Source organism: Novosphingobium marinum (assembly GCF_013408095.1).
Lineage (GTDB): Bacteria > Pseudomonadota > Alphaproteobacteria > Sphingomonadales > Sphingomonadaceae > Novosphingobium > Novosphingobium marinum.
In genome coordinates this window covers 296334-312774 of the sequence record NZ_JACBZF010000002.1, presented here as the reverse complement: position 1 = coordinate 312774, position 16441 = coordinate 296334, and the positions used below count along the sequence as shown (strand labels likewise).

General features: G+C 60.6%; 15 protein-coding genes. 9 read left to right on the top strand and 6 right to left on the bottom strand.

Annotated elements, in window-relative coordinates; genetic code table 11:
• Nucleotides 1–78: 78 nt before the first annotated feature.
• From gstA to FHS75_RS06115, 6 genes are read right to left on the bottom strand one after another with little or no spacing between them, the layout of a single operon-like run.
• A complete protein-coding gene (gstA, locus tag FHS75_RS06140; protein ID WP_179406828.1) occupies nucleotides 79–684 on the bottom strand; it encodes a glutathione transferase GstA in 606 nt (201 codons plus the stop codon).
• Between the two features lie 42 nt (nucleotides 685–726).
• Nucleotides 727–1215: an aromatic-ring-hydroxylating dioxygenase subunit beta gene (locus FHS75_RS06135; protein ID WP_066762504.1), complete on the bottom strand. Its 489-nt coding sequence runs from the start codon at nucleotides 1213–1215 to the stop codon at nucleotides 727–729.
• Nucleotides 1212–2492, bottom strand: a complete 1281-nt coding sequence (locus FHS75_RS06130; protein WP_179406827.1) for an aromatic ring-hydroxylating dioxygenase subunit alpha — start codon at nucleotides 2490–2492, stop codon at nucleotides 1212–1214. Before FHS75_RS06130 ends, FHS75_RS06135 begins: the two co-directional genes overlap by 4 nt.
• Before the next feature lie 10 nt (nucleotides 2493–2502).
• Nucleotides 2503–3495 carry a PdxA family dehydrogenase gene (locus FHS75_RS06125; protein ID WP_179406826.1) on the bottom strand — a complete coding sequence of 331 codons (993 nt, stop codon included), beginning with the start codon at nucleotides 3493–3495 and terminating at the stop codon, nucleotides 2503–2505.
• Nucleotides 3479–3976 carry an aromatic-ring-hydroxylating dioxygenase subunit beta gene (locus tag FHS75_RS06120; protein WP_229735733.1) on the bottom strand — a complete coding sequence of 166 codons (498 nt, stop codon included), beginning with the start codon at nucleotides 3974–3976 and terminating at the stop codon, nucleotides 3479–3481. The genes FHS75_RS06125 and FHS75_RS06120 overlap by 17 nt, the downstream gene beginning before the upstream one ends.
• On the bottom strand, nucleotides 3973–5388 hold the full coding sequence (locus FHS75_RS06115) for an SRPBCC family protein (RefSeq protein WP_179406825.1): 1416 nt from the start codon (nucleotides 5386–5388) through the stop codon (nucleotides 3973–3975). Before FHS75_RS06115 ends, FHS75_RS06120 begins: the two co-directional genes overlap by 4 nt.
• A gap of 229 nt (nucleotides 5389–5617) precedes the next feature.
• Here FHS75_RS06115 and bphC point away from each other — a divergent pair, with 229 nt between their 5' ends.
• The 9 genes from bphC (at nucleotide 5618) to FHS75_RS06070 (ending at nucleotide 16440) form a co-directional block, all read left to right on the top strand.
• Entirely contained in the window at nucleotides 5618–6517 is a 900-nt protein-coding gene (bphC, locus tag FHS75_RS06110; RefSeq protein WP_179406824.1) for a biphenyl-2,3-diol 1,2-dioxygenase, read from the top strand.
• Between the two features lie 44 nt (nucleotides 6518–6561).
• The gene (locus FHS75_RS06105) at nucleotides 6562–6888 is read left to right on the top strand and encodes a non-heme iron oxygenase ferredoxin subunit (protein WP_179406823.1); all 327 of its coding nucleotides are present in this window, start codon (nucleotides 6562–6564) and stop codon (nucleotides 6886–6888) included.
• Nucleotides 6885–7376, top strand: a complete 492-nt coding sequence (locus tag FHS75_RS06100) for an aromatic-ring-hydroxylating dioxygenase subunit beta (RefSeq protein WP_179406822.1) — start codon at nucleotides 6885–6887, stop codon at nucleotides 7374–7376. The genes FHS75_RS06105 and FHS75_RS06100 overlap by 4 nt, the downstream gene beginning before the upstream one ends.
• A 24-nt stretch (nucleotides 7377–7400) precedes the next feature.
• The gene (locus FHS75_RS06095) at nucleotides 7401–8663 is read left to right on the top strand and encodes an aromatic ring-hydroxylating dioxygenase subunit alpha (RefSeq protein WP_179406821.1); all 1263 of its coding nucleotides are present in this window, start codon (nucleotides 7401–7403) and stop codon (nucleotides 8661–8663) included.
• Nucleotides 8660–9247: a 2-hydroxychromene-2-carboxylate isomerase gene (locus FHS75_RS06090; protein WP_179406820.1), complete on the top strand. Its 588-nt coding sequence runs from the start codon at nucleotides 8660–8662 to the stop codon at nucleotides 9245–9247. The genes FHS75_RS06095 and FHS75_RS06090 overlap by 4 nt, the downstream gene beginning before the upstream one ends.
• Nucleotides 9248–9275: 28 nt before the next feature.
• Complete coding sequence (locus tag FHS75_RS06085) at nucleotides 9276–11462, top strand: TonB-dependent receptor (protein ID WP_179406819.1); 2187 nt, start codon at nucleotides 9276–9278, stop codon at nucleotides 11460–11462.
• A 30-nt stretch (nucleotides 11463–11492) separates the two neighbouring features.
• A complete protein-coding gene (locus FHS75_RS06080) occupies nucleotides 11493–14063 on the top strand; it encodes a TonB-dependent receptor (RefSeq protein ID WP_179406818.1) in 2571 nt (856 codons plus the stop codon).
• 132 nt (nucleotides 14064–14195) lie between these two features.
• Complete coding sequence (locus FHS75_RS06075) at nucleotides 14196–15668, top strand: NAD-dependent succinate-semialdehyde dehydrogenase (RefSeq protein ID WP_179406817.1); 1473 nt, start codon at nucleotides 14196–14198, stop codon at nucleotides 15666–15668.
• Nucleotides 15669–15834: 166 nt separating this feature from the next.
• The gene (locus FHS75_RS06070; RefSeq protein WP_280526256.1) at nucleotides 15835–16440 is read left to right on the top strand and encodes a UbiX family flavin prenyltransferase; all 606 of its coding nucleotides are present in this window, start codon (nucleotides 15835–15837) and stop codon (nucleotides 16438–16440) included.
• Nucleotide 16441 lies beyond the last annotated feature (1 nt).

The following is a 16441-nucleotide window of genomic DNA, read 5'->3' as shown; positions in this document are numbered from 1 at the left end:
CATTGCACTATTTGAAACGCATTTGCAAATGAAGAACGACGTGGGCGACGGCAATCGCCGCCGCCCCGCGCTCTTCGATCAGATGAGACCTTCAGCCTTGAGTGCCGCCCCAACCGCAGGCCGCTGCGCAATCCGACCGCAATAGGCGCCCAGCGCGGGATAGGCGCTCATGTCGATCCCGACATGGGCAGGCCAGCCCAGTATCACGAACAGATAGATGTCGGCCACGCTAAAATCGGCGCCCACATAGTGCTCTTTGCCGGCGAGATCCTTATCGAGCGCGGCCAAGTGATTCTTGACTGCGGTCGTAGCGGCTGCCTTGGCTTCATCGCTGGTGCCGGGCGTAAACAGGGGCACGAAGGCCTTGTGGAACTCCGAACCCAGGAAGCTCAGCCGGCTGAGCAGGCGGTACCGGTCCATGGTGCCGTCGCGCGGCGCCAGGCCGGCTTCCGGCTTCTGGTCGGCGATGTAAAGCAGGATCGCGGGATTTTCGGTCAGGGTTTCGCCGCTGTCGAGGGTCAGCGCCGGAACCTTGCCCGACGGGTTGACCGTCAGGAAATCGTCTCCGGTCTCGACCTTGCGGGTCGCCAGATCGACCTTCACCGTATCGAAAGTGGCGCCGGTTTCGCGCAGGGCGATATGCGGAGCGAGCGAACAGGCACCAGGGCTAATGAACAGCTTCATGGACAGTCTCCTTCTGGGGAAAACAGGAAATTGGGGATTGGCTCAGATCGGGGTCGCCAACAGCGTGGCGATGCGCAGCGTGTCATAGATGCAGGTCCGGCTTTTCAGTCGAACGGTTCCACCGCTAAGATCGAACCGATCGACATATTTGCCGGCATTGTAGATGCGCGTTTCACCATCATTACGGGTCTGGAAGACGACATAGCTGGCTTCAGCAGAAACCTGGTCGCCTTCCACGCCGGTGATTACCGCACGCCCAATCAGGTGCCGGTTGAAATGTTCGGGGAAGACGTTTGCCTTGCGCAGCGCGACCACCCGATCGACCAGCATCGCCCTGCTGTCGCAATACATCACCGCCGCTGGCAAGCCGTTATCGACATTCTCTCGCGCGATCACCTGGTACAGGCAATCGTCAACGAACAGGTTGGGCCATTGCTCGAGCCGGTCATCATCAAGGCAAAGCCCGTAAGCCGCGTTGAAATCGTCGATCGCACTTTGCGCGACTTGCGCTACTTCGGCTGCAGCGCTCATGCCCGGCCCTCCGCTGCGAGATCGGCCAGGGCATTGCCCATCAGCCCGAGATAGCCCTTCCAGAACCCCCGCACCGAATTTTCATCCATGCCCATCGGCGCGTAATACTGGCGCACGTCGTCGCCGCCCATTTCGACGAAGCTGCGTTTGCCTTCGGCGCCGATCGTCCCCTGCTGGCACAGCTCCACCGCTTCTCCGTCTTCCATCGAGATCAGCCCGGATGGCCCAACCAAATTAAGGTTGCGCAGCCGGTGGCGGGTCGTTTCCTCGTCGTCGTCGGCGTAACCGAAATAGGTCCAGACCAGCTCGGTCCTGTCGGTCCCGTGGGGCACGATCTGCCTGGTGGCGAGGGTGTTCTGGATCTGCTGGACAACGACAGACGGGAAGATCGACTGGATGTGCAGTCCGACATCATCAGCGATCTCCGGGCGGAATGCCAGCAGGCGCTCGTCCTGCAACTTGGCCTCACCCTGCATCTCGCGGTTGGCCTCGTCACCGAACGAGTCGTAGTCGACATCGCCCTTGGGCTTCGACACCGTGAACACGTTGTGGAAGCCTTCTTCCGAAAGCTCGCCTGCACTTTCCTGGCTCTGACGGTATATGCCGAAGGTCGGATAGAACAGGTGAAGCAGTGCCCCGTGATAGCTGTCACGGCTGTTTTCCGAATAGAGTTTCCAGTTGCCGGCCATGAACTGTCGCGCATAACCCAGCACCTTGACCGGACGCTGGAAGACGCGAGAAATATACTTGCGCATCACCGGACCGAGAAAGTCTTCAAGCGGGGCAATGGCCGGACTGAACGTGCCGAACACCATGCCTGCAAAGGATTCCACTCGCAGCCTTTCCAGCGAATGCTCGGCTGGATCGAAATCGGCCTGGTACCCGCCCACGCCTTTCATCCCCCGCCGGAACGGCACGCCTACAAGCGCACCGGTCGCGTCGTAGGCCCACTGGTGATAGACGCAGACGAACGCCCCGTCGGCCTGGTTACCGCGCAGCGAGCGGCACACGGTTGCGCCCTTGTGGGCGCAGCGATTTACCCAGGCATGGATGGTGCCATCGGTTGCCCGCGTCACCACCACCGGAGTATTGCCGACATGGGTCGAACGGAAATCGCCGCTGTTGGCCAGCTCGGCTTCGAGGCCGAGGTAGCACCAGGTCTGTCCGCGAAAGATGTTTTCCTGTTCGGCAGTGAAGATCGCCTGGCTGTGATAGACTGCGTAATCGACCGCAGTCGGCTCCGACCCCGCGGCGACGGGCATGGTTTTGGCGTTCATGGTCTTCTCCCTAGGCCTGTTCGAAGCCCTGGCCTGAGGCCAGACGCCCGCAGGTGCGCATCGCGCTCAGCATCATCGCTGCATCGGCTCTGCCGGTTCCGACAATGTCGTAAGCCGTGCCATGCGCGACCGACATGTGCAGGTACGGTGGCCCCATGATGATGACGCTGTTGCCCGAAAAGCCCCAGGTCTTGACAGCGATGTGACCCTGATCGTGGAACATCGCGAGGACCATGTCGTAACGGCCCTCGATGCACTGGCGGAAGACCGAATCGGGCGCGATAGGCCCTTCGACATCGATGCCCCTTGCCCGCGCCGCTTCAATCCCAGGCGCAATTTCAAGGCGATCCTCGTCGCCCATGGCATGTGGGTTGAGACCGGCAACCGCGATCCGCGGTTGGGCGATGCCCCACGATTGCATGGCCTCGTGCAGTTGCCCCACCGCCGTGGCGACGAGATCGGCTGAAATAACGTCGATCACTTGCCGCAGCGACATGTGGTCGGTCAGGTGCGCAACCCTGAGCGGCCCGGTCAGCAGCACCAGATAGCTTTCGCCCGGGGTCGGGCTGATGACCCTGTCGAGCTTCTTGGCCAGTTTAAGCGAACCAGTGCTGATCGGCCCCATGATCGTCGCCGCGAAGGAGCCGTCGCGCGCCAACGCGTCGAGCTCATCCAGCCATTGCGCGGTGGCGTGCCCGGCGGCCTCGGTGTCCTCGCCCAGGGGCAGAACGCCATCGGGCAGCGCGCCGGTATCGATAACGTCGATGATCGCGGGATCGTCGCTGGGTTTTTCGAAGCTGCGCATCACCCGCAGCCGTGCCTTGATGCCAGTGAAATCGAGCGCCCGCTCTACCGCCGCAGCAGACCCGACCAGCACGGGGATCGAATCCGCGTGGACGGCACCGTCGGCCAGCGCCCCGACCGCCACTTCCGGTCCGATCCCGGCGGGATCGCCGATCATCGTCCCGACGACGGGGCGCACCCGCTCAGAGGCTGTAGACATCGGCTACTTCTTGGAACAGGTCGGTGACGACAACCGTCTTCTTGCGGCGGATCACGAACGTATCATCCCGAGGTTCGAGGTCATAGAAGGCCCACCCGCTGAGCGTGGCGACTTTTCCTTCCAGCACCGAAACCGTGGTCCAAGACGTCCGCGCATGCACCTGGCCATCGCTCTCCTCAGCAGACAGCAGGGAGAACTGGTGAACCGTGCGTGGCTGCGGCGTGCTCGCCGCCGAGCGCCGGGTCCTGATCCGGAACACCCGATCCTCAAGCCCGCCCCGGTTGGGATAGTAGATCAGCGAGACTTCGTTCTGCGGATCCGCAGTCGGCCGTTCGTGATCGTCCCAGGCTGGAACCCAGTATTCCGCATCTTCGTGATAGAGCGCCAGCCAGGCATCCCAGTCCTTGTCGTCAAGCGCCATGGCTTCCTGACCGATGAAGCGGGAAACCGCCAGCCAGCGCGAATGGAATGCGGTCATCATGCCTTCTCCAGCGAACGCTCAAGGAAGGCGGCAAGCTCGCTGCACTCGCTGTCGATGGCCTTTTCCATGAGCGTGAGCCACTCGTCATGGATCGCCACATAGAGGCCTTCGTCGGCAACCGCCGGGCTGCTCAGCACCACATTCAAATCGAGCGGCTCGCCGAACTTGCCCGGGCCGGTGTCCCAGCGCGTCGAACCGCGCGACATCTCGTTGTAGCGGCCTTCGCCGGCGCCATAGCCGGTCTGGCAGTTGTTGAATTCGGTCAGGTCGTCCGGGGTCGCCATGCCGGTCGAATTGAAGAAATCCTCATACTGACGCAGCCGCAGGGCCCGCGCCTCGGCGCTTTCGCCGACCGGGGCGATGCACACCGTGCTGACTTCGGTCTCATCCACCGCCAGCGGCTGGATGATGCGGATCTGCGTGCTGGTCTGGTCCATCAGGAAGACGTTGGGAAACAGCTGCAGGTTGCGGATGCGCTTGTTCATCCACTTGGCCTTTTCGGCGCCGTAGGACTCTTCGAGCCAGTCGACGATCTCGAAATTGGGGCGATCCATGAAGTTGGCATAGTCGGCCCACAACACAGTGTGCCCGTTGTGGAACGAGAACGACCCGCCATCGCGCGCGGTGAAGCCGTCGAAGCTAATCGCCTTGGTTTCGTTCTTCGAAACGCCTTCGACGCGGCGCTGAACCGTCATGAAGTAGTTGGCGTGCGTGGTCATGACGTGATAGCCGTCGAGCCCGTTCTCGACCTGCATCTTCCAGTTGCCGTGATAGCGGTAGCGGTTGGTTCCGGGCAAAACTTCCATTGCGCCGGACTTGGACTGGTCCACCAAGATATCGATGAAATCCCGCGCGCCGGCGAGGTGATCGACCAGCGGGACGACATCGGCGGAGAGGCTGGCAAAAATGAAGCCACGGTAGCTTTCCACCCGGGCGACCGGCTGAAGCCCGAAATCAGCGCGATTGAATGCCTCCGGATAGCCCCCGATGCTCTCATCGGTGACGTCCAACAGGTCGCCCCCGGACGAGAACGTCCAACCATGGAACGGGCACATGTGGTTGCGCTTGTTCCCGGCCCGCTCGCGGCAAATGCGCGCGCCACGGTGCGAACACGCATTGACGAAGGCTCGGACCTCTCCCGTCTTGTCACGGGTGACCAGGACAGGAACGCGCCCGATCTTGGTCGTGATGAAATCGTTAGGTTTAGCGATCTGGCTCTCATGCGCCAGATAGACCCAGTTGCGCTCGAAGATGTACTTCATTTCGAGCTCAAACAGCGCAGCTTCGGTGAAAGCGGCGCGGTCCAGCTGGAAGATCCCGCGCTCGTGATCCTTCTTGAGCCAAGCGCGCATGCGCTCTTTCAAGCCCTGCAAGTCGGCAATCCTGCCGCCGATTTTCTCAGCAAGCTCCATCTATCCTCTCCCGTTCCGTGCTTCGGGTAACCCTTGCCTCCGCGAATCAAACGCGAAACGCACCTCTTGCTACAGCATTCTCTCACGTCGTGCAACGTATTGCACAATGAAAAACGCTCTGGTAGATGATTGCGCAGAAATGGCTGAAACTGGCGACTCGAATCGAAGCAAGGCGGCCAGCAAAACGCAAAATGTCCCCGCTTTGGGGTGAATTGGGAGAATTTGAACTATGTCGGTCGTCACCGAACTCGGCTATCTTGGTCTTTCCGTTTCCGATCTCGCTGCCTGGCGCGCTTACGCCGCCGAAGTCGCCGGCATGGAAGTCGTCGATGAAGGCGAAGGGGACCGGCTCTATCTGCGGATGGACCTTTGGCATCACCGCATCGTCCTGCACGCTGATGGCAGCGATGACCTGGCCTACATGGGCTGGCGCGTGGCCGGGCCGCAGGAATTCGCCGCGATGCAGGAAAAGCTGAGCGCGGCGGAAATCCCCTTCACCGTGGGCACCGAAGCCGAGGCGCGCGAACGCCGGGTTCTCGGGCTGCTCAAGCTGGCCGATCCGGGCGGCAACCCGACCGAGATTTTCTTCGGCCCCCAGGTCGATACGCACAAGCCGTTTCATCCCGGACGCCCGATGTTCGGCAAGTTCCTGACCGGCTCGCAAGGGATCGGGCACTGCATCCTGCGCCAGGACGATGTCGAGGCGGCGGCCCAGTTCTATGAACTGCTCGGCCTGCGCGGGTCGGTTGAATACCATCTCCACCTGCCCAACGGCATGGTCGCCCAGCCCTATTTCATGCACTGCAACGAGCGCCAGCACTCGGTAGCCTTCGGCCTCGGACCGATGGAAAAGCGCATCAACCACCTGATGTTCGAATACACCGATCTCGACGATCTCGGCATGGCCCATGACGTTGTGCGTGCGAAGAAGATCGACGTAGCGCTCCAGTTGGGCAAGCACGCCAACGACCAGGCCTTGACATTTTACTGCGCTAACCCGTCGGGTTGGCTGTGGGAATTTGGCTGGGGTGCGCGCCAGGCGCCGAGCCAGCAGGAATACTACACCCGCGACATCTTCGGGCACGGGAACGAGGCAGCCGGTTACGGGATGGACATTCCGCTGCTCTGACAATCTCAATTTGAATCAGTTCTTGACAGGGAAACAGATCGACCATGTCGAAAAAATTACGCCTTTGTGAAGTCGCCGACGTGAAGGACGGTGAGCCTGTTGCGGCCTTCGCCGAAGGGATGCCTGCGCTCGCTGTATACAATGTCGATGGCGAGATCTTCGTTACCGACAATCTCTGCACCCACGGCAATGCCATGCTTACCGACGGGTACCAGGACGGCGATGTCATCGAATGTCCGTTTCACGGCGGCTCGTTCGACATCAAGACGGGGGCGGCCAAGGCCTTTCCCTGCCAGGTGGCGATCGTCTCATATCCGGTCGAAATCGAGGATGGCTGGGTCTGCATCGCGAAGCCCGAAGAGGCAGCATGATGGGCCTTCCCACCCTTGAGCAGATGCAGTTACAGCATGCCGCTGCGCAGGTTAATGCGCTTCACGCGGAACTGATCGATGACGACCGGTTGGAAGAATGGCCCGACCTGTTCGAGGAAAATTGTCGATACAGTGTGATCTCTGCGGAGAACCACAATCGTTCGCTGAATCTGGCCGCGGTGTTCTGCGACAGCCGCGGCATGCTGGTCGATCGCATCGTGTCTTTGCGCCGCGCCAACATTTTTCCCGCGCACAGCTACCGGCATATTCTCGGTCCGACCCGCGTGAAGTCGACGAGCGGGCAGATCGTCACCACACAGACCAACTATGTGGTCCTGATGACGCGCAACGACGGTCAGACGTCGATCTACAATTCCGGAAAATATGTTGATGAAATCGACGTTTCCGGGGCTGCCCCGCGCTTCCTTTCCAAGACCGCGATCTTCGACACCCACCTCATCGATACGATGATGGTCCGCCCGATCTAGCTGCAAAGTTGAAAGCACCCAATTATGTCCATTCGCCAGCAAACAGACGCCTTCGATCAAGCCCCGTCCACTGCAGGATGCCGGGTTCCGTACCGCGTTTTCACTGATCGCCAGTACTACGATCGCGAACAGGAGAACATTTTCAAGGGTAACTGCTGGTCCTTCGTCGGACTTGAGGCTGAAGTTCCGCAGGCGGGTGATTTCAAATCGACCTTCGTGGGCGAAACACCGGTGATCCTCACGCGCGACAGCGACGGCTCGTTGCATGTCGTGGTCAATCGCTGCGCCCATCGCGGTGCCCTGGTCTGCCGCGAAATGCGCGGCAACCGCGCAAGCTTGGAATGCGTCTACCACCAATGGGCCTACGATCTGAAGGGGAACCTGATCGGGGTTCCCTTCCGCCGCGGCCTCAAGGGACAGGGCGGGATGCCGGGCGATTTCGACATGTCCCAGCACAATCTTCGCCAGCTGCGCACCGAAACCGTTGGCGGTCTGGTGTTTGCCTCTTTCTCCGAAACTGTCGAATCCTGCCGCGATTTCCTCGGTCCGATCGTGGTTGAGCAGATCGAGCGGATCATGTGCAAGCCGATCACCGTGCTGGGCGACCAGCGCCAGCGGATCCGCGGGAACTGGAAGCTCTACGCCGAGAACACCCGCGATCCCTACCACGCCAGCCTGCTGCACCTGTTCCACAACACGTTTGGTCTCTATCGCTCGACCCAGACAGGTGAGGCATTGATGGATGCCAACAAACGCCACTCGCTGCTCTATTCGATCGCGGCCAGCAACGACGATGCCGCCGACAAGCAGGCCTATGGCGATGCGCGCACCTTCGACACCGAATTCAAGCTGCAGGACATGTCGCTGCTGAAAGGTCGGCAGGAGTTCGCGGATAACGTCACGCTGGTGATCCTTGCGGTCTACCCCAATCTGGTCCTTCAGCAGATCCAGAACACGCTCGCGGTGCGCCAGACGGTGACCTACGGGCCGGATGAATTCGAGCTCGTCTGGACCCATTTCGGCTACCAGGACGACGATGCGGAAATGCAGGCCATCCGGCTCAAGCAAGCCAACCTGATCGGCCCCGCCGGGCTCATTTCGATGGAAGACGGCGAAGCGGTGGAAATTGTCCAGGACGCCATCGTCGGCGAGGCAAGCGCGACGTCCTACATCGCGATGGGTGGCGGCCGAGCGGAGGATGCCGACCATCTCGTCACCGAGGGCGCGATCATCGGCTTCTGGGACAACTATCGGGAGATGGTCGGATTCGACCTTGAGCCCGCATGACCCGCACGATCGACTTCTACTTCGATTTCATCAGCCCGTTCAGCTACCTTGCGCAGCTCAAGCTGCCGGAAATCGCCCGGGCGGCGGGGTGCGAGGTCGACTACTGGCCGATCGACATACCCGAAGCCAAGATTGCCGCCGGCAACTATGGACCCTCGAACCGCGAGGTCCTGCCCAAGATCAAGGTGATGAAAGCCGATCTCGAACGTTGGGCCGAGCGCTATGGCGTGCCCCTCAACTTTCCGGCCAGCTTCGACTGCGCACACTGGAATTGCGCGGTCATGTACGCCCGAAAGCACGGCAGGGCTGAACAGTTCGTGACCGACGCGTATCGCCGGATCTGGGGCCAGGGCATCGATCCGCGTGACCGCGGCGAACTCGCCGCTTGCGCGACAGCGGCAGGCCTCGATGCCGATGCGCTGCTGGCATTCGTCGATTCTCCGATCGGACAGAACGAATATCGCAAGGCCCGGAGCCAGGCGATCCAGCGCGGCGTGTTCGGTGCCCCAATGATGTTTGTCGACGACCAAATATTCTGGGGCAACGATCGAATAGATTTTCTTTCTGATTACCTTACTAAATAAATACATAAAATAAGATGGGAGTACTGAAATGGCGTGGCTGAAAACTCATTCGATTACCCTGCTTTGCGCGACTGCATTGACCCCGCAGACGGTCTTGGCCCAGAGTGTCAACACCGCGCAAGAACAGAACTCCTCAACCGGACCGGAGGCATCGCAAGAAGCAGAAACAGGCTTGGGCGATATCGTGGTGACAGCCACCCGGCGCGAGGCGAAGCTGCAGGATGTGCCGGTTGCGGTTACTGCGGTGACCGGCGATACACTTGCCGCGGCCGACGTGTCGACAGTCCGCTCACTGACGCAGGTTGTTCCCGGCTTCATCGGCAGCCGCAACATGGGCGTGTTCCAGCCGGTCGTGCGCGGTGTCGGTTCGACGGGGATTTCGATCGGCGACGAGCCCAACATCGCTACCTATGTCGATGGCGTCTATCAGCCTGAATCCGCCGCCAATTGGATCGATCTGGTCGAGGTCGAACGCGTCGAGGTGTTGCGCGGCCCGCAGGGTACAACCTTCGGACGCAATGCCACCGGCGGTCTGATCAATGTCATCACCCCCGATCCCAGCTTCGATTTTCGAGGCAAGGCATCGCTGCGGGTGGGGCGGATGCGCCGCGACGCGGGCGACTATGATGCTCGCTTCTACGTGACCGGTCCGTTGAGCGGTTCGGTCGCGGCCGATTTTGCCGGACTGTACCGCAAGAATGACGGCTATATCACCGATCTGGTGCGGGGCGGCGGTCTCGGCGACCAACAGGTAATCGATCTGCGCAGCAAGGTCCTTTTGAGAGCCAGCGACACCTTCGACATCATCCTGACCGGTGAGTATTTCGATCAGCAGAGCACTACCAATTCTCCTCAGCCGCTCGACGGCAATACCGCGGGCCGGAGGTTCGACGGCGTCATCCTCCCGATGGACGCGTGGCAGGCATCGCTTACGAAGGATCCGACGTTGGACCTCAAGCGCTATTCCGCAGCGCTGCATACGAAGCTCGATCTCGGCTCGGTCGCACTGGACACGACAACCGGATACATGCTGCTGCGCTGGAAGCAGGACACCGATTCCGACGCGTCCAACCTGCAGCTCGGTAATTTCCTAGCGGATTTCAATGTCGAATCGATCAGCCAGGAAATCAAGCTGAACTCGGCTAATCCCGGTCCTTTCCAGTGGCTCCTGGGCGGCTACTTCTACCAATTCGGCGGGAATTCCTTCCTTCAGCCGTGGACCGCCGCAAATCCCACGCTCCCTCTTGCAGGTCCAACGCTGGAACCCGAGCTCGAAGGCCGCTCCTTCGCGGGCTTTGGCGAAGGGACTTACGAAGTAACGCCCGGATTATTTTTCACCGTTGGCGCACGGTACACTACCGAAACGCGTAACTTCACGCAGCGGATCAATGGAAACGTCGTCGTCAACGACGCCGAAGAGACCTTCAACAAGTTCAACTACAAACTCGGCGTTCGCTACGAGATCACCGATAACACCAGCGTTTACGCCACTTACAGCACCGCGTTCAAGAGCGGGGTGTTCAATATGGCCGCAGCGAGCGCGACGGCGGTCGATCCCGAGAATATCAGCGCCGCAGAGTTCGGCATCAAATCCGATCCGCTCGACTGGTTGCGGACGAACCTGTCGATTTACTACTACGATTACCAGGATCTCCAGCTACAGGCGAAAGACGCCATCGGTCCTAGTTACATCCTGCAAAACGCCGCCAACGCGGAAATCTACGGCGGCGAGTTCGAGGTTTTCGTCCGTCCCGTAGCAGACCTGACGCTGCGGAGCGCGGTAGCGTATACCCACGCCCGTTATCAGGATTTCCCCGATGCCCAGGGCTTCTTTCCGCGCGCCGACGGCGGCAACGACGTGGTGACATTCGACGCTTCGGACAATGTCATGACCCGGGCCCCCGAATGGTCCGGCAACTTCGGCATCGACTGGGGCAGTGACGTCGGCAATGGTCGTATCACTTTCGCAGGTAACCTGTCCTGGAGCTCACGGGTCTATTACGACTTCGCGAACCTCTTCTCGCAACCGTCCTACACGCTCATCAACGGGTCGGTCAGTTGGACGCCCGAGAGCGAGCGATTCAAGATCGGGTTGTGGGTCACCAACCTCACCAACGAGAAGGTGCTGCAGACGGTCCGGCCCGGCGCACTCAGCACCGACGGGTTCTATGAACAACCTCGTAAGATTGGAATGACAATCGAGACCGAGTTTTAAAGTGACATAACAACAGGGAGAATGACACCAATGACAAAGCAATCGATCAATTTCAGGAAGGTCGTCCTGCGCGCCAGCGCCTCGGCGATCGTCGGATCAATCGGGCTCGCACCGATGGCGGCGCATGCGCAGGACGCCGCAACAAGTGAGCCTCAGGCTGAAGATGCGGCGAGCGGCGGGCTTGGCGAGATCATCGTGACGGCGCGCAAGCGAGCCGAGAATCTGCAGGAAACTCCCGTTGCAATCACGGCAATGAACGCAGAAATGCTCGAAGCACGGCAGATTAACAATGTCGCACAGGTCGCTAAATTTGCTCCTAATGTGAACATCCAGCCGGTCGCCAACATTTCGGGTTCGAGCGCCTCGATCACCTCGTTCATCCGCGGCGTGGGCCAGACCGATTTCAATATCACCGTCGACCCGGGCGTGGGCGTCTATGTCGATGGCGTCTATGTCGCCCGCTCGGTTGGCGCGCTGCTCGACATGGCCGACATTTCGAGCGTCCAGGTCCTGCGCGGGCCGCAGGGCACACTGTTCGGCAAGAACACCATCGGCGGCGCGATCGTCGTCAATTCCGTCGAACCGCAGTACGATTTCGACATGAAGCTCGAAGCGGCGACCGGCCGGTTCAACCGCGCCGACTTCAAAGGCATGGTCAACGTGCCCCTTAGCAACAATCTCGCAATGCGGGCCGTCGCGTCCTATGAAACCCGCGACGGCTACCAGAAGCGTTTGTTCGACGGCGGACGCCAGGGCAACAAAGACAGCTTCGGTGCCCGGCTTGCGTTCAAGTGGGAGCCGACGGACAAGCTGACCGTCAACCTGAGCGGTGACGTCAACATCCGCCGCGAGGAACAAACGGCTATCTCATTGATCGAACTGCAGGACCAGGCCGTCCCGCTGCGCTTTGTCGAAATTCCGAACAGTGCGCCGCCGGGCGGTTCCAATCGTCTGATCGCCGCGCCGAGCTCGATGTATTTTTGGAACAAGATCTCTGCGGCCGGAGCCGCTACGGGCGCCTGCGGCGCGGCTTGGGGCGGGTTCGGGCCCACCGGTCCGATACCTGGTACACTAGCGCCGACCAGCAACCCGGATTGCGCCAGCACGCGCTGGATCACAGGCGATCCCGACACCACCTGGGCTGGCGGCAACAACCGTTCGGACTTCGATCTGTGGGGGGTCAACCTGACCCTGGACTATGACTTCGGCGACATCAGCCTGAAGTCGATCAGCTCTTACCGCGATCAGAAGTCTGTCTTCGAATACGATTTCGATGGCACCCCGCACGATGTTCTCCAACTTACCAACAATATTGATCTTTGGCAGGCATCACAGGAGTTGCAGCTGACTGGCAGCATATTGGATGATCGCGTGAATTTTGTTTTGGGCGCTTATTATTTGAAAGAAAAGGGCATTGACAAAGAGCCGCTCGAATTCGGGTTCGCCCAGTTCTTCTCCGGGGGTGAGATCGACAACGACAGTTACGCTTCCTACTTGCAAGCGACATTCAAAGTAACCGACCGGTTCTCAATCACGCCAGGCATTCGTTACACCAACGAAACCAAGCGGTTCGATCCGTCGCTACAGGTCATTTACAATGATCGGTCGCGGTTCGATCCGGTGCTTTCTTCGCTTTATCCCGATGGCGCTTTCATTGCCTTCAGCCAGTGCATCGTCGGGCAGGCCGTGCCGGGCGTGATCCCACCAGGTGTTCCGGGGTTCGAAGCCTTTGCCGGCTTCCCGCTTCCAGGCGGGTGCGAGCCTTCGGCAACCAACCCCGGAGGCAACCACACGATGCCGGCTGTCCAGGTCCAGGCAAAGGCGAAGGAATGGACCCCGGCGATTTCGGCGGACTACAAGATCACCGACGATACACTGATTTATGCTTCGTATTCGAAGGGGTTCAAGAACGGCGGGTTCAGCCAACGCATCTTCCCGGCGGAAATCGCGACCCCCTCGTTCACGCCGGAATTCGTTGAATCCTACGAAATCGGCCTCAAGAACGAGTTCTTCGACCGGCGGCTTCGCCTTAACCTGGCTGCGTTCCTCTCCGATTATTCCGATATGCAGATCGTTGTTAATGAGGGAATCGCACCGAAGGTACGAAATGCGGGCACCGGCCGGATCAAGGGATTTGAGGTCGAGGGCGAAGCGGCTCCAATCGATCAGGTTCAGTTGACCTTTGGTGTAGGTTATCTGGATGCCTATTACACCGACATCGACTTAGCAGCCGCCCCCGTCACCACGGATTCGAAATTTGCTTTCGTACCCGAGTGGACAGCTTCGGCAGCTATCAATGCGGATGTCTATGAAGGGCAAGCCGGCAAACTGACGCTTCGTGGTGACTGGTTCCATCAAAGCGGCACCTTCAAGGATGCGGTAAATAGCCCGCAATTGTTTCAGCCAGCATATAGCGTGTTCGGTGCGAGCGCGTCGTTCACTGACAAAAGCGAACACTTCACCGTGACTGGCGGCGTCACCAACTTGACCGATAAACGATACATCCAAGGCGGGTACGTCGATCTCGACATCGGCGGCGCCGCCACCGCAAGCTTCTCGCGTCCGCGCGAATGGTTCCTCAAGCTCGCCTATCAGTACTGACACTTACCACCCCCGAGGGCGGCGGTCCGCCGCCGCCCTCACCCTTCTGGTGGCACCGACCAAGAGCCTGCCAGACACCTCGCCGCCCAATTTGGTATTGGCAACTTGTCTTGCGGCTAAAGGAGCAATGTCTTGGGCGTTACGATCCCCCCGCTCAAGCGCAGCGATTTCCTGACCGGCCAACCGCTTGTCGACGGCGCCGAGATCTGTGCCGGCTCTACCTACGCGGTCACTAACCCGGCAACCGGCAAAACGCTGGCGAATGTCGTCAAGCTGGGCGCTGCCCAGACGCGCCGGGCAATTGAAAGCAATTCCCGCGCCTTCATCGATTGGCGCAAGCGGCCCGCTCAGGAACGCGCGCGCCTGCTGCATGACTGGCTGGCGCTAGTCCGGCTCCATCGCCACGATCTTGGTTTGCTGATGACCGCCGAACAGGGCAAACCGCTGGCCGAAGCGCTGGGCGAGGTCGATTACGCCGCAAGCTTCATCCAGTGGTTTGCCGAAGAGGCGCGCCGTGTCTATGGCGAGGTCATTCCGGCCAGCGCTGACCGGCGGATCGTCGTGATCCGTCAGCCAGTCGGCGTGGTGGGCGCAATTACGCCGTGGAACTTTCCCGCCGCGATGATCACCCGCAAGGTCGCGCCTGCACTGGCGGCGGGCTGCACCGTGACCCTCAAACCGTCCGAACTCACCCCCATGACCGCTTTCGCTCTGGCGAAGCTCGCCCTCGAAGCGGGCATTCCGCCCGGCGTGTTCAACGTGGTCTGCGGGGATGCGCCCGCAATCGGATCGGTCCTGACCAGCCATCCCGATGTTACGAAGTTCACCTTCACCGGTTCGACCGCGATTGGCAAGTTGTTGACCGCACAATGCGCTGCCACGCTCAAGCGGGTTTCGATGGAACTGGGCGGCAATGCCCCGCTGCTGGTGTTCGACGATGCCGATCTCGATCAGGCTGTCGAGGGGGCGATCGCCTCGAAATTCCGTAACACCGGACAGACCTGCGTTTGCGCCAACCGGATCCTCGTGGAGAGCGGCATTCATGACCGCTTCGTCGAGGCGCTGGCCGCCAGGGTGTCCGCGTTCCGGGTCGGCAACGGCCTTGAAGGCGCAACCGACCAGGGACCGTTAATCACCGCATCAGCCTTGGTCAAGGTTCAGGGGCATGTCGCCGATGCCGCGGCGCAAGGTGCCCAGCTGGTCACCGGCGGCAAGAGACACGAGGCCGGAGATCTGTTCTTCCAACCAACCGTACTGACCGGAGCGAGCCCGGCGATGCGACTGGCGGACGAGGAGACCTTCGGGCCGGTTGCCCCGGTGTTCCGTTTCGAAACCGAGGCCGAAGCGCTGGCGCTTGCCAACGCCACGCACTCGGGGCTGGCGGCCTATGCCTTCACCCGCGACATTGACCGCGCCTGGCGGGTTTCCGAAGGCCTTGAGACCGGGATGGTCGGCTTGAACAGCGGCATCGTCTCGACCGAGACCGCCCCGTTTGGCGGCATCAAGGAATCGGGACTGGGCCGAGAAGGTTCGCGACACGGTATTGAAGAATTCCTGGAGATGAAGACTATCAGTGTTGGGGTCCGGCCCGAGAGTCCGGTGTAAGCGGAATGCGGTCCCAAGGAGTCAAGATTTTTGTTGCTCAATGCGGAATGCATTGTATGATGTCGACAAAAGAGCGGGAGATGGAATTCAGCATGCCCTTCAAGGCTAGGCCTTACGCGACCTTGACCGCCCAAAACGCGCAGGAAAGTCTCCTGCCTTGAAGCGCATGGTCGTGGGGATTACCGGCGCAACCGGCTCGGTCTATGGTCTTCGCCTGCTTGAGCTGCTGCGCGAGACGGGCGGTTGGGAAACCCATCTGGTGATGTCTCCGGCGGCGCTGCTCAACATTCGCGAGGAACTGCCCGAAGGCAAGGCTCGGCTCGAAGCGCTGGCCGATGTGGTGCACAACGTCCGCAACGTCGGCGCCTCGATCGCCAGCGGTTCGTTCGTGTGCGAAGGCATGGCGATCGCGCCATGTTCGATGCGCACGCTGGGCGCGGTGGCGCACGCCCTGTCCGACAACCTCATCACCCGCGCGGCCGACGTGATGCTGAAGGAACGGCGCCGCTTGGTGATGATCACCCGCGAAGCGCCGCTCAACCTGGCGCACCTGCGCAACATGACGGCCTGCACCGAAATGGGGGCGGTGATCTTCCCCCCGGTGCCGGCCTTCTATGCGCGGCCGAGCTCGCTGGCCGACGTGGTCGAACACAGCTGCATGCGGGTACTGGATCTGTTCGGGCTTCATGCGAAGTCGGAGAAACGCTGGCAAGGCCTTAGCAAAGAGGCGGCAAGCCTTGTTTCGGGTGCTGGGCAAATGGAAGGGAATTGAG

Coding starts and splice junctions, on each gene's coding strand:
- gstA (WP_179406828.1), bottom strand. CDS start 684: ATGAAGCTGTTCATTAGCCCTGGTGCCTGTTCGCTCGCTCCGCATATC.
- FHS75_RS06125 (WP_179406826.1), bottom strand. CDS start 3,495: ATGTCTACAGCCTCTGAGCGGGTGCGCCCCGTCGTCGGGACGATGATC.
- FHS75_RS06085 (WP_179406819.1), top strand. CDS start 9,276: ATGGCGTGGCTGAAAACTCATTCGATTACCCTGCTTTGCGCGACTGCA.
- FHS75_RS06095 (WP_179406821.1), top strand. CDS start 7,401: ATGTCCATTCGCCAGCAAACAGACGCCTTCGATCAAGCCCCGTCCACT.
- FHS75_RS06080 (WP_179406818.1), top strand. CDS start 11,493: ATGACAAAGCAATCGATCAATTTCAGGAAGGTCGTCCTGCGCGCCAGC.
- FHS75_RS06090 (WP_179406820.1), top strand. CDS start 8,660: ATGACCCGCACGATCGACTTCTACTTCGATTTCATCAGCCCGTTCAGC.
- bphC (WP_179406824.1), top strand. CDS start 5,618: ATGTCGGTCGTCACCGAACTCGGCTATCTTGGTCTTTCCGTTTCCGAT.
- FHS75_RS06070 (WP_280526256.1), top strand. CDS start 15,835: ATGGTCGTGGGGATTACCGGCGCAACCGGCTCGGTCTATGGTCTTCGC.
- FHS75_RS06120 (WP_229735733.1), bottom strand. CDS start 3,976: ATGATGACCGCATTCCATTCGCGCTGGCTGGCGGTTTCCCGCTTCATC.
- FHS75_RS06115 (WP_179406825.1), bottom strand. CDS start 5,388: ATGGAGCTTGCTGAGAAAATCGGCGGCAGGATTGCCGACTTGCAGGGC.
- FHS75_RS06135 (WP_066762504.1), bottom strand. CDS start 1,215: ATGAGCGCTGCAGCCGAAGTAGCGCAAGTCGCGCAAAGTGCGATCGAC.
- FHS75_RS06100 (WP_179406822.1), top strand. CDS start 6,885: ATGATGGGCCTTCCCACCCTTGAGCAGATGCAGTTACAGCATGCCGCT.
- FHS75_RS06130 (WP_179406827.1), bottom strand. CDS start 2,492: ATGAACGCCAAAACCATGCCCGTCGCCGCGGGGTCGGAGCCGACTGCG.
- FHS75_RS06105 (WP_179406823.1), top strand. CDS start 6,562: ATGTCGAAAAAATTACGCCTTTGTGAAGTCGCCGACGTGAAGGACGGT.